This window comes from Pseudidiomarina donghaiensis (assembly GCF_900116895.1).
Classification (GTDB): Bacteria; Pseudomonadota; Gammaproteobacteria; order Enterobacterales; family Alteromonadaceae; genus Pseudidiomarina; species Pseudidiomarina donghaiensis.
Genome location: NZ_FPCF01000001.1, coordinates 17094 through 37733, shown reverse-complemented (window position 1 = coordinate 37733; position 20640 = coordinate 17094). Strand labels below are relative to the sequence as shown.

Annotated in this window: 20 protein-coding genes and 1 pseudogene; 15 read left to right on the top strand and 6 right to left on the bottom strand. The window is 44.0% G+C overall.

Going from position 1 to position 20640, the window contains the following annotated elements:
- Positions 1-70: 70 nt before the first annotated feature.
- From BM334_RS00165 to BM334_RS00150, 5 genes are read left to right on the top strand one after another with little or no spacing between them, the layout of a single operon-like run.
- The gene (locus BM334_RS00165) at positions 71-310 is read left to right on the top strand and encodes a hypothetical protein (protein WP_092836295.1); all 240 of its coding nucleotides are present in this window, start codon (positions 71-73) and stop codon (positions 308-310) included.
- The gene (locus BM334_RS00160) at positions 303-1490 is read left to right on the top strand and encodes an Arm DNA-binding domain-containing protein (protein WP_092836290.1); all 1188 of its coding nucleotides are present in this window, start codon (positions 303-305) and stop codon (positions 1488-1490) included. The genes BM334_RS00165 and BM334_RS00160 overlap by 8 nt, the downstream gene beginning before the upstream one ends.
- Positions 1480-1809, top strand: a complete 330-nt coding sequence (locus tag BM334_RS00155) for a hypothetical protein (RefSeq protein ID WP_092836288.1) — start codon at positions 1480-1482, stop codon at positions 1807-1809. Before BM334_RS00160 ends, BM334_RS00155 begins: the two co-directional genes overlap by 11 nt.
- The gene (locus tag BM334_RS12605) at positions 1799-2206 is read left to right on the top strand and encodes a helix-turn-helix domain-containing protein (RefSeq protein ID WP_126801798.1); all 408 of its coding nucleotides are present in this window, start codon (positions 1799-1801) and stop codon (positions 2204-2206) included. The genes BM334_RS00155 and BM334_RS12605 overlap by 11 nt, the downstream gene beginning before the upstream one ends.
- Before the next feature lie 54 nt (positions 2207-2260).
- Positions 2261-2923: a hypothetical protein gene (locus BM334_RS00150; RefSeq protein ID WP_092836285.1), complete on the top strand. Its 663-nt coding sequence runs from the start codon at positions 2261-2263 to the stop codon at positions 2921-2923.
- A gap of 433 nt (positions 2924-3356) precedes the next feature.
- Here BM334_RS00150 and BM334_RS00145 read toward each other — a convergent pair whose 3' ends face one another.
- Entirely contained in the window at positions 3357-3623 is a 267-nt protein-coding gene (locus BM334_RS00145; protein WP_092836282.1) for a helix-turn-helix domain-containing protein, read from the bottom strand.
- 248 nt (positions 3624-3871) lie between these two features.
- On the opposite strand from BM334_RS00145, the gene BM334_RS00140 reads away from it, so the two are divergent.
- The 8 genes from BM334_RS00140 to BM334_RS00105 all read left to right on the top strand — a co-directional run bounded on the left by BM334_RS00140 (position 3872) and on the right by BM334_RS00105 (position 14412).
- Positions 3872-4528 (top strand): HNH endonuclease family protein, encoded by a 657-nt coding sequence (locus BM334_RS00140; RefSeq protein WP_241970873.1) that lies wholly within the window; start codon positions 3872-3874, stop codon positions 4526-4528.
- Positions 4529-4967: 439 nt separating this feature from the next.
- Positions 4968-5954: a DUF262 domain-containing protein gene (locus BM334_RS00135; RefSeq protein WP_157981844.1), complete on the top strand. Its 987-nt coding sequence runs from the start codon at positions 4968-4970 to the stop codon at positions 5952-5954.
- 2 nt (positions 5955-5956) lie between these two features.
- Positions 5957-6571 (top strand): hypothetical protein, encoded by a 615-nt coding sequence (locus BM334_RS00130; protein ID WP_092836277.1) that lies wholly within the window; start codon positions 5957-5959, stop codon positions 6569-6571.
- Positions 6572-6874: 303 nt separating this feature from the next.
- Positions 6875-7444 carry a hypothetical protein gene (locus BM334_RS00125; protein ID WP_092836274.1) on the top strand — a complete coding sequence of 190 codons (570 nt, stop codon included), beginning with the start codon at positions 6875-6877 and terminating at the stop codon, positions 7442-7444.
- The gene (locus BM334_RS00120) at positions 7444-9699 is read left to right on the top strand and encodes a hypothetical protein (protein WP_092836260.1); all 2256 of its coding nucleotides are present in this window, start codon (positions 7444-7446) and stop codon (positions 9697-9699) included. Before BM334_RS00125 ends, BM334_RS00120 begins: the two co-directional genes overlap by 1 nt.
- A complete protein-coding gene (locus BM334_RS00115; protein ID WP_092836246.1) occupies positions 9696-12620 on the top strand; it encodes a tyrosine-type recombinase/integrase in 2925 nt (974 codons plus the stop codon). The genes BM334_RS00120 and BM334_RS00115 overlap by 4 nt, the downstream gene beginning before the upstream one ends.
- Positions 12617-13858 carry a hypothetical protein gene (locus BM334_RS00110; RefSeq protein ID WP_092836243.1) on the top strand — a complete coding sequence of 414 codons (1242 nt, stop codon included), beginning with the start codon at positions 12617-12619 and terminating at the stop codon, positions 13856-13858. Before BM334_RS00115 ends, BM334_RS00110 begins: the two co-directional genes overlap by 4 nt.
- A gap of 56 nt (positions 13859-13914) precedes the next feature.
- Positions 13915-14412 (top strand): hypothetical protein, encoded by a 498-nt coding sequence (locus tag BM334_RS00105; RefSeq protein ID WP_126801797.1) that lies wholly within the window; start codon positions 13915-13917, stop codon positions 14410-14412.
- A gap of 25 nt (positions 14413-14437) precedes the next feature.
- Here BM334_RS00105 and BM334_RS00100 read toward each other — a convergent pair whose 3' ends face one another.
- The gene (locus BM334_RS00100) at positions 14438-14836 is read right to left on the bottom strand and encodes a DUF2384 domain-containing protein (protein WP_092836232.1); all 399 of its coding nucleotides are present in this window, start codon (positions 14834-14836) and stop codon (positions 14438-14440) included.
- A gap of 604 nt (positions 14837-15440) precedes the next feature.
- Here BM334_RS00100 and BM334_RS00095 point away from each other — a divergent pair.
- Positions 15441-16448, top strand: a pseudogene (locus BM334_RS00095) (peroxidase family protein); the annotation flags it as partial.
- Between the two features lie 53 nt (positions 16449-16501).
- Here the strand turns inward: BM334_RS00095 and BM334_RS00090 are convergent.
- Positions 16502-17158: a hypothetical protein gene (locus tag BM334_RS00090; protein WP_092593868.1), complete on the bottom strand. Its 657-nt coding sequence runs from the start codon at positions 17156-17158 to the stop codon at positions 16502-16504.
- A gap of 63 nt (positions 17159-17221) precedes the next feature.
- Entirely contained in the window at positions 17222-17719 is a 498-nt protein-coding gene (locus BM334_RS00085) for an RNA polymerase sigma factor (RefSeq protein WP_092593869.1), read from the bottom strand.
- 187 nt (positions 17720-17906) lie between these two features.
- Here BM334_RS00085 and BM334_RS00080 point away from each other — a divergent pair.
- Positions 17907-19105, top strand: a protein-coding gene (locus BM334_RS00080) for an IS3 family transposase (protein ID WP_092836227.1) whose coding sequence is annotated in 2 segments (ribosomal slippage) — positions 17907-18177 and positions 18177-19105 — 1200 coding nt in all. Because the reading frame shifts where the segments join, the coding sequence is not laid out codon by codon here.
- Positions 19106-19439: 334 nt separating this feature from the next.
- Here the strand turns inward: BM334_RS00080 and BM334_RS00070 are convergent.
- Positions 19440-20045, bottom strand: a complete 606-nt coding sequence (locus BM334_RS00070; RefSeq protein WP_092836223.1) for a hypothetical protein — start codon at positions 20043-20045, stop codon at positions 19440-19442.
- Between the two features lie 109 nt (positions 20046-20154).
- Positions 20155-20445: a hypothetical protein gene (locus BM334_RS00065; RefSeq protein WP_092836222.1), complete on the bottom strand. Its 291-nt coding sequence runs from the start codon at positions 20443-20445 to the stop codon at positions 20155-20157.
- Positions 20446-20640 lie beyond the last annotated feature (195 nt).

The following is a 20640-nucleotide window of genomic DNA, read 5'->3' as shown; positions in this document are numbered from 1 at the left end:
TCTAGATGGCAAATTGAAATCTTGAAAAACTATATGTCATCTAATCTATCACCAATGATTGGAGGTTTCCATGCAAAAAGATATAACTTACTTAACCACGGCTGAGCTTGCTGAAAAAATCAAATATGACACTCGCACGATCCGCGAACAGCTTAAGGATTCCGTACTAATAGAAGGGATTCATTACATCCGACCTTTTGGGAAACGGAAGATCCTGTACCTCTGGGAGCAAATTCGTGATGACTTAGGTAAATTCTCACAGGCATCAACCATGGTTCCCATGGCAAAGGGAGGTGTAGCTCATGGGTAGTGTTTATGCTCGGCCAGAAACAAAGCGGTTAATTATAGATTTCCGGTACCAAGGTGTTCGTTGTAAAGAAACGACCTCTTTACCGGACACAAAAACGAACCGAAAAAAAGTAGAGAAGCTTCTTCAAACAATCGAAGCTGAAATCACGCTAGGCTCTTTTGAATATCACAAATATTTTCCAAACAGCAACCGAGCCAAGCTTTTTGCAAGTCAGGCTTTACATGAAAGTTCCGGTAATTTTCCAACGTTCCGCAACTTTGCTGAGCAGTGGTTTGGTGAAATGGAGACCCAGTGGCGTAAATCACATAGCGACACCGTTCGGAACACTATTGATAAGTACTTGATTCCGAATTTTGGAGAAAAAGAAGTTGGCCACATCACCAAAGCGGAAATCCTGTCATTTCGAGCCTCCCTCGCCAAAGTTACAGCTCGAAATGGCAAACAGCTATCACCGTCGCGGATCAACCATATCATGACGCCATTGCGCATGATCCTTAATGAGGCAGCCAACCGATTTAATTTTAGCTCACCCTATCAAGGAATTAAATCGTTAAAGGTTCCGCGTACGGATGTAGAACCTTTTACGCTCGAAGAGGTGAGGCTCATTCTTGATAATGTGCGTGTTGATTTTAAGAACTACTACACGGTTCGTTTTTTCACTGGCATGCGCACTGCCGAAATTGATGGTTTACAGTGGGATGCAGTGGACTTTCAACAACGCCAAGTTTTAGTCCGCAGTACCCTCGTTAATGGTCGCATCGAAAGCACAAAAACGGATGGTTCTTTTCGAGCTATCGACATGAGTCAGCTTGTTTACGATGCGCTCATGTCTCAACGTGAAGCAACCGATCATAATCAATTCGTTTTCACCACCCGCGCAGGTACCCCGCTTTCGCATAACAATGTGACTAAACGTGTTTGGTACCCCCTCTTGCGCTATCTGGGGCTGCGTAAACGGCGGGCATATCAGACTCGACATACTGCCGCCACGCTCTGGCTTGCCTCGGGTGAAAGCCCTGAGTGGATTGCTCGGCAGATGGGTCATGCAACGACTGAGATGTTATTTCGAGTTTACTCGCGTTATGTGCCAAACCTGACCCGCCAGGATGGTAGCGCATTTGAGCGTTTGTTGAAGCAAAACTTCGATGTGAAAACGTTGGAGGTGAGCCATGATGAATAACGATATGTTTATGGCTGATGATGCGGAGCAAGTGATGAAAGAGCATCGTGAATATGCCGGGTTCACTGCTCGTCATTTGATGACAAAACTTCAAATTTTGCCGGGCAATCAACTAACCAGAATCATCGGAATTGGTTTTGAGCGTAATAATTTGGAAGCTTTAGAGTCATGGGTGTATTTCATCTCGAACACTCTGAAGATTCCGTTCACAAAAGAGCACTTCGAAATGCTAGAGGTTATTCTTCAGGGCATTCTAGAAGCGGCTGAGCGTGATTATCACATCCAACTTCGTATGGAGATGACACGTTATGCGCACTAATCAAGACAAGTCGGGACTTATGTCCCGGCAGCATCACGACTCATGTCTAGACGGTTGTCAGGACTTTATCACGACCCGTGAAGCGGCAGCGCTTGCAAACGTATGTGAGCGCACCATCTCGCGCAAAGTTCACTTAGGACAGCTTCACTCGAAAAAGTCAGGACATAAACGTCTTATCTGTCGCGATTCTGTCATGCTACTTTCAAAGACATCGACAACCATTGCGACAAAATTTGTCGCAGTAAATCATTCGAAAGTTGAGTCATTTTTATTTCAACTAACAGAGCTCATGCACATAATGATTTCACTTTACCACCCTGTATCCCCACATGATTTGGCAAAAAAGCAAAGCGCTCGAACCAAAGCAGAAACATTGCGTACGCCGCATGAAACGTGAAGCTGAGCCGCTTTATTTGATGTGAATTTTATTTTTTTATTTAAAGGTAAACTTATGATTAACGAGATTGAATGGAAGCATGGAAAACAAGATCAGGCGATACCAACTTATTATTTAGACGCCAGCGGTAAACGTCATAGCTCAATCGGCGAACTTGTCACCGCTAATTTTTTGCGATTGAACAAAATTCCATTTTTAACACAGGCGCTGGTAGGAGACTCAATTAGCGACTCAGAGCAGCGTGTTGATTTTGTGCTAATTAACCGCGGTGTTTATATCGAAGTGATACAAAGCGCTCCGCTGCGTCAATCGATGCATACGACAAAACATACGTCACAGCTTGTCGCTAACCAACGTGAGCATCGAAAACTCGGCTGGGAATGTCTATGCATCAACTCGGACAAGTTCTGGTCTCCCACAGGCTTTCATATTATCGATTTCTGCGAGCACCTTCGACTCTCATTGCTACTCACAGGGATACCATCAACCGCTGAGTTACCGCTCGCCAAGCTTGGATATTGGGATAGCTCTGAAATTAATAAACTAATGACACTGGAGCAACCTCTTCTCTTTGATTTTTTGGAAGAGCACGGAGTAACCGGGCTTGCCGCACTCAAAAACAGCTTTCACTTTTTCCTGAAAACTCTAAAAATGCGTGAGGATTTCGACGAAATTCTTGTACATCTTTACGAACATGATAAAAAAACATGCAAGTGAAGAAGGTGAAGCTACCTCGCGAGATAAATAGGAATAGTTTACGGTGCTGGCCTATCAGTCAGCGCCGTTCATTTGGTTTGTTTCGAAAAGTCGATATACTGAATCAAGACATGACATTAACATGGGCCCTACTGCTCCTCTTACCCGCTTTCTAACCGGTTGCTTGGTTACTTACAATAGCTCAAATTAGGTAGCTAGAATGAAAGATACTAATGATAAAACGTAGGTCGTAATACTCACAGCCGCAAAGGACTTGACGCATGACTATAACGCAAGCAATCATCATGACACTTACGCCAATAGCCTTCGTTGCTATCGGGTTGGTAATCATTTTATCTGCTCAAAACAAGGATAAGAACGACTCAAATAAAAAACACTAAATAACCTTATTGAGGAGGTCATTACTTATCAGTCTCGCCTTTTGAAAGCGTTACTAAAGCAAGTCAATCAACTTAGATTTAAGTAATTCTTGCTGTTTCTCTCTCGTCAAAACCGGCCGTACTAAACGCTCATACTCAGGAAACACTTCAAGCAAGGGTAATTCAATCGTAAGAGCTACTGCCTTGGCAACTCGCATTGAAATAGCTTTTCTGTTAATAATTTTTGAAATCAGGCTTGGTGAACAATTGAGTGCGTGCGCTATCGCACCTTGGTCAAAACCCTTCTTGTTAATTGCTTTACTAATTTCCTGTGGCGTCATGTCAAAACATCCTTATATCAAGCTCTTCAGCTAGGTTATGCGATGTTTCAGGTGGCTACTAGACGTTACACTCGATTTACGAAATGACTTACACTGTAGATATCAGATATCGCACGCGAGAATACGACATGCACTATAACGCTATGCAATCGAAGTACACTGGGCGCTTACTCAAATCAGCCATCATCATTTTCGTGTCATGTTGCCTACTGACGTTTTCGGGTGAACTGCTCGCAAAGCAGGTCAAAATGAGCAAGAGCAAAATTTGTCACGACAGCTCAAGTCAATATTACTCGCGAACGAAAAACTTCACTGCTTTCGAAACACTCGAAGCCTGCGTTGCGGCTGGTGGAAGGCTACCAAAAGGAAATCTCCAACATAATAAAAGCTCAGTTACTAAGCGTGCAAGTTCAACAACATCAGAAAGCTACTCAAGGAGCGCTTTTGCACACTGGACAGATGACGATGGTGATTGCTTAAACACTCGTCACGAACTTTTACAAGACTTATCGACTGGACCAGTCACAATGTCAGAAAATGGCTGTCGCGTGCTTCGTGGACGCTGGAACGATCCATACTCGGGGAGCGCACTTTTTGACTCATCGAAAATGGATATTGACCACCTTGTGCCACTCGCGTGGGCTTGGGAGCATGGCGCGGAGAAATGGACAGATGCAGAGCGAGAAAAGTTTGCTAACGACTCAATCAATCTTTTTGCAGTCGCAGCCAGTCTTAATCGGAGTAAAGGCGCAAAAGGCCCTCGCGATTGGTTGCCACCTAATCGAAAATTTCACTGTCAGTACGTCACTCGATATCTACGCGTAATGCTCAAGTATGATTTTGATGAATCAGCTCGTGATGGCATTCGCGAGCTTCGAAGGCGTGTCTGTGGGGGGAGGGAGTGAAGTGCTAAGTCGTTCAGCCTGCACTTTATGCAGAGCTATGTTTCTTTGTCCGACTGCTTCAATCGCTTGATACCCCAAATCCCAAGCGCGTAAAAGCTTCCAATCCCAATTATCAAAACCGCGAGTGACATCATCTGGACTGTAGACATATTTGGTTTCCTCAACAAATTCGCTGAGAGTTATTCTAGACGAAGAAGTGTTTATTTTGTATATCTTCATATACGAAGCATTTCGACAGCTTTGAGCGAAGAGCGGACTTTGAACTTTTTAAGGTTATGGTTCCCCCGCGATTAATAAATAAGGGCGATATTTACCATGCAAGACAGCTCAAGTCAGCAATATTGCGCGTTGGACTTCTTCGCTTTCACTAAACAGAGATAGATAAACACAGAGAATTCAAATATTATCATTGCTAGAAATATAAAAAATGGAATGTGTAATGGACCGAGTAGATTATCAAACAATAGTTATACAGGACTTAATAAACCTTAATAAGGAGGGGCAACTTGATTTGAACCCTTGGTATCAGAGGCGTTCTGTATGGAGTCTGGCACAAAAGTCGTATCTTATTAATAGTCTCTTAGAACAAAAGCCAATCCCAGCAATCTATGTAAGGCACTCGCTCGATTTAGAACGTTCTAGGAGCATCAAGGAAGTGGTGGATGGCCAGCAGCGATGCAGATCCATTATTGGATTCACGTTAGATGAATTTTCATCTAAGCACCCAAACCATGAAAAAAAAGTCAAGTTCTCACAGCTAAAGAGTGATGAACAGCAAAAGTATCTCCTCACTGCCATTCCCGTCGGTTATCTCCTCGGAGCTAACGACGAAGATGTGATAGAAATATTTGGTCGAATCAATTCAATAAGCAAGTCTCTCAATGCTCAAGAGAAAAGGAATGCTGCGTATAGCGGTGAAATGAAACAGCTGTGCCTAAAACAAGCTTCATCCAGAATTAACTTCTGGAGAAATTACGGAATATTCACAGCAAATGACATCGCTCGCATGAATGAGACACAGTTTATATCGGACATTGTTTTTAATTTTATAAACGGTTTATCTGACTATAGCTCTACAAAGCTTGATGCCTTTTATAAGGCCTATGATGAGAGCTTTGATGATTCTAATGAGATATCTGCAAGGCTGGACAAATGTTTTGATCGGATAGCGAGCCTTCCACCAGAAAGAATCTCTGATACGATTTTCAATCGCTCTCCAATTCTATTCTCATTGATTATAGTGATAGACGACATACAACCTTCAACTGAGGCTTTAGAAGAAGTGGTCTTAGAGATAGACGAGCGGTATAACTCTGAAGAGAATAAAACTCAGCAAGATATAGAGTTTGTGGATGCGTGCAAATCTACTACGCAACGGATAGCGCAAAGGCGAGTACGGGATCAATATATTCGAAGTTTCTTCTAGTCATGCCGGCACCAAAATTAGAGATAACTGTTAGAAATGCTCACCAGCAGATCGATAGATTAGAGAAGTATAGGTCTGAGTCAGGAAGCATCGAGGCTAAATATCAGCATTTTATAGCAGAAATGATAATGCTTAGACTCTTCTCTATTTTCGAGGATTCTGTAGCAGAAATAGCTTACAAGCTTGTCTCTGGCGCAACGTACACAAATGGTACTTTCCCAGCTTTGGCGGTATCAGCGGGCGCAATGTCTGGGGCTAGAGGATTGTTTCTAAGTTACGGTAGAACAATACCTGTTCAGAATCTGAAATGGACAAAGTCAAAATATATTCGTGAAAGCGTTCAACATGTTATCTCGACATCGGATCCGTTTATAATCTCGGCTCAACGAAACGGAAATATTATCGACGAAATGCGAAAGATGAGGAATGTTTTGGCTCATAATACAACATCTGCAAAAGCGGATTTCAAAACTGTCGTTAGGTTAACTTATGGTGCTAACGTCAACATCACCCCCGGTGCTTTTTTGAGTTCTATCAAACGCACTAGTAGATGCAATTTAGATAGATACTTATCATCAACCAAAGCTGTGTTGATGGACATGGCAAGTGGCGTTTAAAGCAATAATAAAAAGTCGCAATCAACATGCCGCCACTTCGGTCTAAGTTAACGTCCGCAATTGGCACCAAGCGGACCTAATTCCCCAACAAAAAAATATCTCGCCTCACTCAACACAATTAGCTTTTACTCGTTGCAAAAACCTCAAAAGATCAAAATCGATTACTTTTTGACCGAAAATTGAGCGTTTTCTTATATGTGTGAGTACAGACACCCTCTAAAACGCTTGTCTGTGCTCTTCACTATTCAAAATTTAGCCCGTAGCATTTTCGTCAGTAAAAGAAAAATCTACGGGAATGTTGTAATGGCCGAATCAATTAAAAAAGTACGTTTGCGTGACATCGACAGTGTCGAGCTTGATGTTCATGCAAAGCATAACGTCCAGGTGCGCCGACTACTGCGGTTGTTATTTGAAACAGACCGACTTGAACAATTTCTTGAGTTAATGACTCCCGTTCGCGTAGTTTCAATTCGCGAAAAGCTCTACTTCTACGAAAATGCGTTCGTATTCTGTGCCCTTTCAAAAATGGTTCCTGAACTTCATACTGACGTTGTTGTGACGCGCCTAAAAAACACACCCACACTGCTTACCCTGCGTCAAAGAGTTCTCAATAGATTAGAGCTCGAATCGCTATGCTCTTTAGATGCCAAATCTGGCTATGCTTTTTCACACACCGCCGACGCGAATTCTCCCTTTTTGCGTCAATGCGACTACGCCAAAGTCATTGCATGCACCACAAGCGCTCTCAAAAAGAAGAAAAAGGCTTTCACGAAAAGCGCTGTGTTCAACACTGAGACACAAATTAGCAGCATAAATACTGAGGAGTTACTCAAAGACGTTCCCGCGCCCAAGTTAAAGCGAGTGAATGCATAATGCGTGAGCTTATCGAAAAGTACTTTCATATTCAGCCAAGTCTCGCAATTACTGAAGTTGCCGCGCGGCTTCGTCTCGTATGCGAAGCTGTGCTTGAGATAAATGAAATTAGCGCAGAGGAGCGCTCAGAACTTTCTAGGATTTATGAATATCTGTGCAGTTATAAAGAAGCTGAAATAACGAATTTTCGCCGCACGGAATTCCATGGCGAACTTGAGTCACACCCTCTTTCAGTGACGATGATGCTCATCCCTGCGTTCGGCGAAAATCATGCCAATTTTCATCAATTTAAATTACTGTGTGCCATGTTAGCTCGACTCTACCTCTCGCGCGGCACCGATGATTACGAAGCATATCTGCAATTTTATAAAACGTTTATAAGAAACAACGACGCACAGCTCCCTTTCGGCGCGAACTTCGTGACTCGCGCAAGCATTTATGAAGTACAAGTCGAACTACGAAAAGTCGCGTTAAATCGAAATAATACTGAACTCGAAAAGCTTTCGAGATACTACCAACCGTCTCGTGAACCAACCTCAAAAAATGCGCACTCGGACGGCTTTAATGCTGCAGCTAAGTATCTTCGCCAACGCTTACAGCTCGACGGCGATATTAATGCAGATTTAGTCGATGCGTTAAACAAAAACGGGGAGCACCTGGCGAGCGTGCTTCATATCACGCCCGAGCTCACAAAGCTTACGAGTCAGGAGTATTCAATCTTTCAGAAGAAAATCACAGGGATTCAACGAGCTCTCTATAATGCAGAAGTTGCGCCTGCGTGGACTTTATCGGCTGCAACGCCATGCGAGTTGACCGCGCTGTTAAATCATATCGATAAAAATCTCATCCTCGAAAAGTTTTCTCAAATCGACGCAAAGACGTCAGCCTATCTCTTTATATTTTTTCTCAAGATCTTAGGCGTGCCCAGGCCGCTTGAGTTAATGCTCATAAATCGCGGCTCCCCCAAATTTTCAGCATCAATGATTCAGGCTGGCTCTATTGATTATCTACTAAAAAAACGCGTCAAGAACGAACTTGAGGACGCGCGGCTCACGCTTAATGCACGACTTATCGACATCGAAGGCCCTAAAGAAGAATCTCGACGTTTCCACTACTACACAAGTGAGCTTATAACGATTCGTCTTCCAGAGCCGTTGATTTCCTTGCTACAGAACTCACTTTCTAATATCGATGCAACTCGCCGTCATGAGTGTGAAATCTCCTATGCCTTTGGTATTGAGGAAAATGACTCTAACGCTTGGATAAACGCTCAAATAAAAAGCGCAGGGTTTGCTAAGTTCGGTATAACGCGAAGTTCATTTGAAAAAGTGTTTTTACAATACGCCCGGGAGGCTATACCTGAGGCGACACTTAATTTGTTACAGCAGCAAGGATCCGTACAACAGCACTACCTACTTCAATCCCATCGAGAAATTGCCAAGCAAATTAATCAAGCTTGGGGCAGCTTCATCGCCACAGTCGGCTTTACGAGAGTAACTCGTGTGGACGCGGTATCGCACTCAGAACATCTCGCTCATGCAGGCTCTGAAATGACACTACGAAGCTCGCTGCTCGATGAAATTCTTATGCACAGCGTCAATTCAGCCTCACAACATTTAAAAACCGAGGCTTTTCATGCGTTCAACGAGCTAGCTTTTTATATTTATTTGCGCGTCTCAATGACGGTTGGGCTGCGACCAGTTGCTGAACCATTCCCTAATCACGAATTCTACTCAAGCAAACTGGGAGTCATGAGCGTCAAAGATAAAGCCGTTCATCATAAAAAAGAGCGACGACTGATTGTATTAACATCAAAGCTTTGTGAATTGATTGATGCACACATTGCAGTTGCTGAAGGACTCGCATCAATACTTGCCATTTCAACACCAATACACATTGTGTCACGAATCACCGACAACAAAAAGTGGGAGTCTTTTTCAAGCGCATTCGTCAACGACAAACTGACTCAACTACTTACTGCGAAAGTCACAAGCCACTCGCTCCGTCATGTGGCAGCTCAATCGTTTTTGCGAAGTTCAATAACGCAAGGTCAGTTCTTACAGTCTGCTTTGAACTTATTTCTTAACCATTCACGCAGCAATGCCTATGCGCTTAGCAATCACAGCCTGCTTTCAATTACTGACTTCATCACGAGCCAACGTAAGCAGCTTGAGGTCTATGATGCGCATCATCATGAAAACGATGCAAAAGCGTTGCAACTTCTGGAGCTCCTCAGGAAGGAATTTAAGTTATGAAGTTAAACTTCGATTTCTTTGTTGAAAAACTTAGCAATGAAAACAAAGGTATACGCGATTGCGCTGGTTTCGCATACAGAGTCATTCAAGATGAGTGTGCGAAAGCGTTATCTCAGCCTAAAAATATCCCAAAACACTATTTCTCGCAACGCGCTCAAAAAGTTTACGCGCATGCAAAAAGAGATGTCGAACTCAATGCCGTTCGCATTTGTTTCTTTGCGTTATACGAATATTGTCGGGAGTATAACGACGCGCTCACAACGCCAACTGCGCGCTTAGCAGTTAAGCAAGTAAAGCCAGTGATTGCCGATGACAGTCCGTCCTTTGCTTTCATCGATGGCGTTAATGCGATGATTGAGCAAGAGCTCATTCGGGATAAATCTCAAGCACAGACCATTGTTTTGGCGCTGCTCCTTTGCCGTCACGCCAATATAAAGTCTGTTGCGCAATTAACCGCTGTCCTTAGCGCTGACTTCAATGATTTGGTGGCTTTTAAAGATGCGCTTTTCGCATCACTAACTACAGCTTCGAAGCGATTTTTACTCGACGCAGTTGCGATACAAGCTTTTAAGCTCTTAAAGTCCCGTCCGCCTCGCGAGCTGAGAACAGCTGTCATCGCAGCTCAACTTAAATCGCTTTGGCTAACCTACTCGATTGGACAGTCCTTTAATGAAAAAGCGGTTACGCTATCAAGCGCAATCCAAGCTGTTTCTTTCTTAAGCCAAAGCATCGCCGCCACGACGTTTGAAGATGCTTTTTCGCAGCTAAGTGATGTGAGCTTTATAAAAGCCGTGACTGGCATAGATGCGCCTTCTTCCTTCGTTGATAATGCGACACCAGCGCAGGTAAGGCGAAACAAACGCACCACGAAAGAATTTGTAAAGCTAGAGAAACTCACTGAGCTTTTTGAATGCAATGCTTTGCGAAAATTTGCATTTGATGCACGCACCGCATCATCCGACTCTGAATTACTCGATAGTATTCGAAAGTCAGTACAAGCATTTGCAAAGGCAGATAAACGCCAGCGTAGAAATACAGCCGCATTTAAACTACTAAAAGTAAATCTGATAGCGGCGTTATCAAGCGCATATGATGCTGATAGTGACATCAGTTTAACCGCTGTTGCCGTTGCGACATATATTGTCGACTTAGCTCTGCACGGTAGTCATTTCAAAGATAAATTACGAATGAGTACGATTGAAACGTACTTATCAACGTTAACAGTTTTCGCAAAATCGGCATGGTGCGATGAGTTACTTTTGCGTAACGCGCAAGAATCAAACGAACAACTCGAAGAGCTCACCGAGTCCGTTGCGGATGCGCTTAGCACCATTGGCGAAGCCGGCAAACAAGGCACTGCGCTTGGCTTTTTACAGTACTTATCACAAGCCACCAAACTCAAGTTTTTCGATGCGCAAGAGCTGGAATATTCGGGTGCAGGTAGCGTTGAGACGCGCGCTCATTATATAAACACGCAAGATTTGAATGAGGCATGCGAAGCTTTTCTTGCTAAGTCGAACATTGCAGAACGTCGTCAGTTTATTCTATTTGTTAATCTCAGCTACGCGACTGGTTTACGACGTAAAGAAGCAACTTTGCTTGAAATTGATGACGTGTGCTTCAACCTCGAGACGATTAATGTGTCACGACTCATGCAACGTAAAACTATGCGAGCCATTCGGCACATTCCGACATGTCTGTTGTCACCTGAACTTGAGCTCGAGCTACAAACGCATATTGACGAGCGCCGCCGACTCGGCTATTCAACTGTGTTTGACGAAGCGACTCTTACTACTCTCGATGACGAGTTTTTAGCCATTTTGCGTGAAACATGCAATAACGATGAGCTCGTTAATCACTCGCTCCGGCATTCAGCAGCAAACAACTTAGTTCTGCTATTTGCAATGTGCTGTGTATTAGGGCTTTTAGACTATCGAGAGCGTTTATATTTTTTAAAAAACGACACGTTTTCTGATGCACGAATCAACCGCATTTCGCAATCACTTAAAAAAATTGGGAAGTCAGCAAACCTATTTTTCCCAACGTTAGATGTCGCTGCCCAAATCCTCGGTCACGTCAGCCCCGCCGTCACAGCGCGAAGCTATCTACACTTACTCGACGTCTTGTTCTTTATGCACGATGCGCAACGTGCGCAGGCGCTATCATCGGAGCTTGCTGCCGCACTTGTTTCCACCTGCAATTATCGATTTGAATTCAAAAAACAATACGAGTCGTACCTACCCGATATCTCTCGTTGCGAGCAGCTGCTGTTTAAGTCTTACACTCGCGGGTTAAAGTATGTACTTCAGTGTTCAGCAATCATCACGAAGAATGATGACCTCGTCACGCAGCAGTTTTCATTTAGTGACTTTTTGAATGCGTTGAAGCTATACAAACAATCATCAGGGCGCAGCATCGAAGAAGCCCTACTCACTCACTTCGAAACTCACTTCGAAGCGCACGCTGGCGAACTCGATATCAACTTCTTAAGCGATAAGCCATTTACGTCAAATAATCGAGCCTGGATTCGACATCTTGATAGCGTCTCGAATATAACTTGGAACGCCAAGAATCGACGCGCGATTCAAACACTTCGCCAGACAATTGATAAAGATTCAATTACTAACTTACGCATCGCAGAGAGACATTTCCGTGCGCTTAAACTTCTTTCTCTTACAAATTTGACCATTGCACTTCACCTACCTAGGCATGATGCGAGAGCAGAGAAATGGAAGGCGCTTATTGATAAAAATGCTTTTACACCATCACTATCAGAGCACGATGTCGATACCTGCGTTTCTATTGCAACCAAGCCACTCAATTTGCGCTGGCCGCTCTGGCGTTACTTACCTGAAATTTTGAATCTCCTTGATTCATACATCACATTCGAATCGAACAAAAAGGAAATAAATTCATTATGATTATGGATACTATTGTTGACCGCTTCCCGCTCAAATGTGCAGCGAAGTTATTTAAAGAGACGACATCGCTTCAAAACGATCGCGATACATTGAATCGCAATGCAATTGTTCTCATCTGTGATGCAAGCTCAAGCACACTTACGCTTGCCTCGCCTTTAAACGAAGAGCTCTGGGCCTGGCACAAGCTAGATGCCATTTTTGATGATGAGTTCACTGATTCACTATGGATAGAACTTGATGCTGTCTTTTTCTCGACGCTGATAGAAAAAACATTATTCGCACGCCATATAAAACTCGAAATTAATACGGTCGCGGCATCAATGGCAATCCTATCAGGCAAGGCTCCAGTCGACGATAATCAAGCGGACTTATTTCCAGAGGAAAATAAATTTGTTGCGAATGATGATTCATCGACACTTCGACAGAACATTAAAATATTAGATACGCTTTCTGACTATGACTTACCGCAACTAAGTGAAAGTGAGGATGCATTTCAGTTGAGCAAATCTTCAGATAACACCATTGCGCTAATCGATGACTTTAACAAAGCGCAAGGCGCATCCGTCGCGGACTATGTCACGATACAAAACAGATCAGGTGCTCTAGTTTTTGAATCAAGTAATTTTAGCATTAAGACACAAAAAATTGATAAAGAGTTAACCGTCAACTCGGTTCTCGATTCTAGTACGCTTCACGCGCTAAGAAAGATGATCAACTTGTTGAGGGCAACCGCGGATGCACAAATATTGTTCACGCAAGAGCATGAACGAATTATTTTGCGTACTAAGGATTCTGTTGTTTTTCTTAAAACACAGGAGCACATTCGCCGCCCAATGGTTTGCGCGTTACCGAATTTTAGTGAAACAGACGCACTCACTTTGAACAAAGAAATGTGTATCAAAGCACTCGAAAAGCTCGATGCTAAGCAGAAGAAAAATGAAGACTTCGTTTTCATTTCTTTGATTAAAAACGACACTGAGAAGTTGATTCAGTTTGAGTCAGAGCCCGAGGCTGGCCAACTCTCTTTAGTCATTAAAACGCACATCGGACTCGAGGATTTCGAGGAAATTAAAACGCTACGATCGTCGTTAATCGCAGCATTAAAAATCTTCAACGATGACGTCAATGTACTTTTGCATAACCCTGCGAACTCCGGTGACGAGTTCTATGTCACAACTTCGTCTTTTACAAGTTACGTCGCCTTACAGAAATTACAGAATCCAAGCGCGGCGTCTTAAATTTCTTTTTTAATGATAAAAAGACCGCTGTTTAGCGGTCTTCAAATGAAGCAAATATGATGACCACGAGAATCGATTGGACAGCTAAAATGGACGCGTATCTTCGACGCTATTATCACCGAAAATCGGCAAGTCATATTGCGGAAAAGCTCGGAGTCACAAAATCAGCATTACTCCGACGTGCGCGGAGTCTAGAAATTCAATCAAAACGAGCAGCCGGAACCGCTCTGAAAGCAGAATACAGTGAAAAAGATATTGCGTTTATTCGCGATAATATAGAAGCACTTGGTGCCCAGGATATCGCTAAAAAGCTAAACAGAACTTCAGAAGGTGTTCGTCGAAAAGCAAATCGCTTGGGTGTTTACATTAGTACACGCAATAAGCCACTTTCACATACAGAACAGCAGGTTCTGAGGCGTAATATCGCAACTAAAACGTATCGTGAAATCGCAAAAATTTTGAATCGAGGCGAGGAAGAAACAAGGTGGCACGCAAGACGTCTTGGCCTTTCGAGACGAGGGCGGAATGCTAAAAAAACTCGCCATATTTCATAGTTTCAAGTGTTTCGGATAAAACTCGTCACCCAAAGTTTGTACTGAGCATGCTGGCTGGCGTTGTTCCGTCTAAAGCCGGCAGGTCAGTATAAAGCCAACTTGATAACAATTGGCGATCGTGATTAAAGAAGTTGATTAACGCATGCCAAGATATGGTCAGCTGCAGAAGATTATCTGCCTGCTTTGGACTCAGCTTTTTGTTCAGTTTGATTTTTCGTTTAAGTGATGTTTCGCTCAAACCTAATGTTTGACATTGAATCGAGAACAGAATGTAGGACTTTAGTTGCTCAACAATCCTTGCATCTACCCCCTGTTCCAATGCTCTTACAATACTAATCTGTGAATACCCCATAAACGGCATACGATTAGAAGTTGCGTGCGCCATTAAAATATCTGAAATAATATCTGAGGGCTCGTGCTTCATTGCAATATTCGACAGTATTAACAAAATGGAGCTCTTTAGGAGCTCCATTTTGAATTGAGGTGATTAGTAATTTGACAGACTACTAATCGAAACGTTCTTAATCCGTACCTCTTCATTCTTGCTGAACCTTACCGAAAATTCAAGCAATAATTCCAGTTAGTCTGGTCACGAAAAATACCGAACGCATTCTTCTATGTCCAGCGAATGAGATTACTTCACATAATGGTTATTATCGGAAGTAATCATCGCGACATTCAATAGTTAAGTACCCTAAAACTGTCTAACACTGCTAACTAAATTGTATTAACCTATATTGCAAACCTTTACATGCTTACCAATATAAGAAGAAACTATCATGCGAAAACAAGGTGATCGAAAAATGACTGTAGGCACTGAAACATTCTCTGTGATATCCGCGGTAAAAGTGTGATCTCTGAGCTTCATAAGGAGGCTATTACCAACTTCGATGATTTATTAGCAAAATTCACGAGCCAAAAAATGCACTGAGCCTAGTAAATCAATAAATTTCAGACACTTAAATTATTTTGAAGAATGTTTACAAGTAAACCTTTCCCGAATTAATGATTACTGTCCATTACTATGGTTCTATAACAACCCGGAATACTTCGCCGACGTGTTCGCTCGTGCCTGGTTTAAACTAACGCACCGCGATTTAGGTCCGAAAAGCCGTTATTTGGGCCCGGACGTGCCGAGCGAAGATTTACTCTGGCAGGATCCTATTCCAACGGTTGATTACACGCTGTCTGACAGTGAAATCAGTGAATTGAAAGCCAAGATTCTGGCAACCAATTTAACGGTAGCGGAACTGATTGCAACGGCATGGGACAGCGCACGTACTTTCCGTGGTTCAGATAATCGCGGTGGTGCCAACGGTGGACGAATTCGTTTAGCCCCACAGAAAGACTGGGAAGGCAACGAGCCAGCCCGCTTACAGAAAGTACTTAACGTACTGGAAGGTATTCAAAGCGGTTTAGCGAAAAAAATAAGCTTAGCGGACTTAATTGTCCTTGGTGGCACCGCTGCGGTTGAAAAAGCCGCGAAAGACGGTGGCGTGCAAATTACTCTGCCCTTCACTCCGGGTCGGGGTGATGCAACTGCCCAGCAAACCGACATCGAGGGCTTTGAACCACTAGAGCCTGTGCATGATGCGTTCCGTAACTACTTAAAGCATGACTTTAAGTCGAAGCCGGAAGAGTTGATGCTGGATAAAGCACAGTTGATGGGCTTAACAGCAGCAGAAATGACCGTGCTCTTAGGTGGTATGCGGACTCTGGGTGTGAACTATGGTGGCAGCAAACATGGGGTTTTCACCGACCGTGTGGGCACGCTGTCGAATGACTTCTTCGTGCACTTAGTCGACATGGGCTACCAGTGGAAACCAACCGGCAAGAACTCGTATGAAATTGTCGAGCGTAACACCGGTAACGTCCGCTTCACCGCAACCCGCGTTGACTTGGTCTTTGGTTCAAACTCTATCTTGCGCGCCTACGCTGAAGTGTATGCTCAGGATGATAGCAAAGAGAAGTTTGTGAAAGACTTTGCCAAGGTCTGGGCGAAGATGATGAACGCTGACCGGTTTGATATTAAGTAACCACGGTTTGGTTCATCGAAGCCGCCGGAGCATTGTTTGCTCCAGCGGCTTTTTTAATCCTCTTCAAAGCGTTGCAACTCGCTTAGTTGCAACTGTGCTTTGCGCAAACTGGAACCGGTGACGGAATCTTCCATATAGCGAGCTAGTTTTGGCCGTTTGCTGCTGCGTGACCAGCGGTGAAACAACGCCGTGCTAAGCAACCCGATGGCGCCCACTGCTATACCTGACCAGACTGTCCAGGGCGTATGGGCATACAAATCAACGCCCGTGAGACCTATCAGCACCATCAGCACGGGTACCCACATAAACCACCAGGGCAGACCGGCGATCATGCCGCTTATCACGTAGTAACGACGCACCTGCGCCAATTGCTTTTGAATGGCGAGTACGGGAGCCGCGTAATCGACTGACCGGAGTTTGCCCAACACCACCCCGGCGGTAATGATCACGATGACACCATAAGCATGCACCACAATGCCGGCAATCATAGTCGCAACAGGCTTTGCCGAGGTGTTCCACAACAGAACGGCCAGCAGAATAAAAACTATCCCAAATAGCATCTGCAGGCATTGGCCCATAATCAAAGGCCACAAACTGCTGCGTACCTTGTCGAGCCGTTGGTCGCGCAATAACTGCCAGGTTAAGCGATTTTCTCGCTCGAAGCGCTTATCGATAGCTTGCCAGGCCGCTTTTAGTTCATGAGTTTCCATGGTGATGTCCTTTGCTTAATTTGTTACTTACTTTGTTACTTCATTTGCCGCTTAAGTGCATGTTCACAGCTCATCGTGTAAGCGCTGTTTCAGCCGACCAATCTTGGTCGAAACATTGCTTTCCGTAATACCCAGAATGTCAGCAATTTCCCGCTGCGAATGCTCTTCCAGATAGAGCAACAGTAAGGCTTTGTCCAAAGCTGTCTGGCGCTCAATAAAGTTATGTAATAGCAGGCGGTGATGGGTCATCTCAGATGTTTGCTCAGCCGTTTGCGGATCTGCAACCAGGTGATGCTCTTCGCTCATTGACACCAGGTTCCGTCGATGCGGCGACTGGTTGCGCAAATAGCTAATGGCGACATTTAATGCAATGCGATACATCCAGGTCGAAAAAGTGCGAGTCGGGTCAAAGTCAGGCCATGCGCGCCATAACTGAGTCGCCATTTCCTGCAGCAGATCAGCTCGGTCATCCGGCTGCCAGCAGTATGTATTGGCGACTTTGAACAAAATACCGCGATGTGACTCGAGTAATTGCTCAAACGCTTCCGTGTTTTGGATCATTGGCTCTGCTCTGTCATTCATCGTTGATCGGCTCTGGTTCGTGTTACTTGCGACAGTGATTCGCTGATTTAATACTTATCTCACACTGTGAGTAAAATTTTTATTCAAACGAGTTGTAGTGGCATAGTTAATTTGGCCACCTGATTAGAGCTGTTATGATGACAGCATAGCAAAATTAGGTGACAAAATGACAAAGAAGAACCGTCCTAAATTTAGTCCGGAATTTAGACTGGAAACAGCACAGTTAGTCGTCGATCAGGGGTATTCTCACAAGGAAGCCGCCGATGCCATGGGCGTTGGGTATTCAACGCTTGGTAAATGGGTAAAGCAGCTACGAGAAGAACGCGCCGGTAAGGCTCCAAAAGCCAGCCCCATGACGCCTGAACAGGTTGAAATCCGTGAGCTCAAGAAGCGCGTCGAACGCCTTGAATTAGAAAACGATATATTAAAAAAGGCTTCAGCTCTGTTGATGTCGGACTCCATGAAACACTCGCGTTAATCGAGAGACTGAGTCAGAGCAATACACGCCGGTATTCGGTGAAAGATTTGTGCGAGGTACTGGATGTCCACCGCAGCACATTTAAATACTGGCAGCGACGAGATAAACGTATCTCGCCAGAAGCGATTAGGCTCCGCAGCCTAGTGCGCAAAGCGCACCGTTTAAGTAATGGCTCAGCCGGTGCCAGAACAATCGCTGACATGATTACCAATGACGATACGCACGGCATTACGCTGACACGTTATCGCGCTGGGCGCTTGATGAAGAAGCTAGAACTGGTTAGCTGCCAGTTACCGAAGCATGCTTATAAGAAAGCGGCACAAGAGCATGTTGCGATTCCAAATTTATTGGACCGGCAGTTTGCGGTGACCGCGCCCAATCAAGTGTGGTGCGGCGATGTCAGCTTCATCTGGACAGGCAGCCGCTGGGCCTACCTGGCCGTTGTCATTGACTTGTTCGCACGACAACCCGTTGACTGGGCGATGAGTCATTCTCCAGACAGCAATTTAACGTGTCAGGCGCTGACGATGGCGTTTGAGCGCAGGGGGCAGCCAAAGGACTTGATGTATCACAGCGACCAGGGCTGTCATTATACCAGTCGCAAATTTAGACGATTAATATGGCGTTACCGAATGACGCAAAGCATGAGCCGACGCGGAAATTGTTGGGACTATAGCCCAATGGAGCGCTTTTTTAGAAGCTTAAAAACGGAATGGGTGCCGACTACTGGCTATCGAAACTTTACTGAAGCCAAGCAACGGATCAGTGATTATATTCTCGGTTATTACAGTCGATGGAGACCGCACTCGTACAACGGTGGATTGACGCCATCTGAGTCGGAAAAACGGTACTGGAATAACTACAAACCCGTGGCCAATATTACTTGACCACTACAGTAGTGTGCGACATCGTCAAGTATGTCGTCGGCAACGTCTGGACTCTCTGCCCGTACTCGAGCTTCCTTCTCCTTATATTGTTGAGTACGAGCATCAATCATTTCACGGACGATAGTTATAGCGTGATCAAAGTCAGACTCGGTTACTCCATAAACCCAATAATCTTCTTCTGTTAAATTTTTCAGTCGATCACGCACAATCTTATCCTATTGGTATGACGCCCCGGTAAACGGCGCGTAAATAGTATGCTAGAATGGCGAGGAAAGAGCACAGCCTACTGTTTTGCGTCCGTTCTTGACCGGCTTGTAATATGCACATGCTCATATCAGTTTATTGTTGCAAAAATTAACGCATCTAGATCTTTAATTACATCAGCATGAAGCGCTAAGGCAAGGTTTAATGAAGCATTCATAACCGGCACATGCTTTAATGCAGAAGGTATTTCTATGACTTTTAAATCCCCCTCTACGCTTGACTCGATAACGCCCCAAACAACACCTATAAGGTTTACTTTGGTTCCTGGTGTATATGCACCACTAGCTTGTCTGAACATTGGTGCTTCATACGAGAAAACAGGTGAACCGCTTGAGCCTTGAAAAGCTGCTACATCAATAGCACAAAGGTCTATATCTGGGTTTGGATGGTTATATACAAATGGTGCAATTGGAATTTGTTCTGTTTTATCAACTCTTCCAACAGGTTGGTGATGTTCGTCTAAGTCTTCAAGAGAGTCCGCATAAGAATGAACAAATCTAATGTAGTCTGCGCCATTCACAACGTGCTTATTTGTTAAAATAAGTATTTTCGCATTCGATGTTTTGGGGTCTTGCACTTTATAGTAAAACCCAGTCCCCACGGAAAAAGGTTCTTGGCCATTTTTACCCGCCATTACTCTAACAGTTGAGCGAACAAGTGCATTTTCGGTCGACATTGTATTCCTTAGTATTATTAGTTTATGTATTTGGTGCCCCCTATTTTGTGATCAATGCCGACAACCACGGCTTTGCCGCTGCCCCCAATTTTGTGATCACGACCGACAACTATACCTTTGTTGCTAACATCTCGACTGTATGAACACTTTCGATGGCAATAGTATTGATGGTGCGCCCTGTTTTGCGTTCAGTTCCGATAATTATAGCTTTGTTATTGTCCCCTATTTTGTGATCATTCCCGACAATCACAGATTTGTTATTGCCCCCAATTTTGTGATCACGACCGATAACCTCTGCTTTGCCGCTGCCCCCAATTTTGTGATCACTACCGACAACCACGGCGTCGCCGCTTGACCTTGTTTTTCGATCGCTTCCGATAAGCGCGGCTTTACCAGCCATCAACTTTTAGTAAGTGTATCTAGTGTGAGAATACGGTAATTGTTGTAGCTAACATCAGGTTCAACAGCTCTAAAGCTACTAAAATCTAGTCATAGAGATTAATTGTCTAATAATTCACCTTGTTAAACAAAAAAATAATAAGAAAAAAATTTTAATTGATTGATTTTTCTAATGCGCTTTATTGGTTAGCTATTC

Coding starts and splice junctions, on each gene's coding strand:
- BM334_RS12605 (WP_126801798.1), top strand. CDS start 1,799: ATGCGCACTAATCAAGACAAGTCGGGACTTATGTCCCGGCAGCATCAC.
- BM334_RS00070 (WP_092836223.1), bottom strand. CDS start 20,045: ATGTCGACCGAAAATGCACTTGTTCGCTCAACTGTTAGAGTAATGGCG.
- BM334_RS00105 (WP_126801797.1), top strand. CDS start 13,915: ATGATGACCACGAGAATCGATTGGACAGCTAAAATGGACGCGTATCTT.
- BM334_RS00085 (WP_092593869.1), bottom strand. CDS start 17,719: ATGATCCAAAACACGGAAGCGTTTGAGCAATTACTCGAGTCACATCGC.
- BM334_RS00155 (WP_092836288.1), top strand. CDS start 1,480: ATGATGAATAACGATATGTTTATGGCTGATGATGCGGAGCAAGTGATG.
- BM334_RS00160 (WP_092836290.1), top strand. CDS start 303: ATGGGTAGTGTTTATGCTCGGCCAGAAACAAAGCGGTTAATTATAGAT.
- BM334_RS00120 (WP_092836260.1), top strand. CDS start 7,444: ATGCGTGAGCTTATCGAAAAGTACTTTCATATTCAGCCAAGTCTCGCA.
- BM334_RS00150 (WP_092836285.1), top strand. CDS start 2,261: ATGATTAACGAGATTGAATGGAAGCATGGAAAACAAGATCAGGCGATA.
- BM334_RS00145 (WP_092836282.1), bottom strand. CDS start 3,623: ATGACGCCACAGGAAATTAGTAAAGCAATTAACAAGAAGGGTTTTGAC.
- BM334_RS00130 (WP_092836277.1), top strand. CDS start 5,957: ATGCCGGCACCAAAATTAGAGATAACTGTTAGAAATGCTCACCAGCAG.
- BM334_RS00090 (WP_092593868.1), bottom strand. CDS start 17,158: ATGGAAACTCATGAACTAAAAGCGGCCTGGCAAGCTATCGATAAGCGC.
- BM334_RS00065 (WP_092836222.1), bottom strand. CDS start 20,445: ATGGCTGGTAAAGCCGCGCTTATCGGAAGCGATCGAAAAACAAGGTCA.
- BM334_RS00140 (WP_241970873.1), top strand. CDS start 3,872: ATGAGCAAGAGCAAAATTTGTCACGACAGCTCAAGTCAATATTACTCG.
- BM334_RS00135 (WP_157981844.1), top strand. CDS start 4,968: ATGGACCGAGTAGATTATCAAACAATAGTTATACAGGACTTAATAAAC.
- BM334_RS00100 (WP_092836232.1), bottom strand. CDS start 14,836: ATGAAGCACGAGCCCTCAGATATTATTTCAGATATTTTAATGGCGCAC.
- BM334_RS00115 (WP_092836246.1), top strand. CDS start 9,696: ATGAAGTTAAACTTCGATTTCTTTGTTGAAAAACTTAGCAATGAAAAC.
- BM334_RS00125 (WP_092836274.1), top strand. CDS start 6,875: ATGGCCGAATCAATTAAAAAAGTACGTTTGCGTGACATCGACAGTGTC.
- BM334_RS00165 (WP_092836295.1), top strand. CDS start 71: ATGCAAAAAGATATAACTTACTTAACCACGGCTGAGCTTGCTGAAAAA.
- BM334_RS00110 (WP_092836243.1), top strand. CDS start 12,617: ATGATTATGGATACTATTGTTGACCGCTTCCCGCTCAAATGTGCAGCG.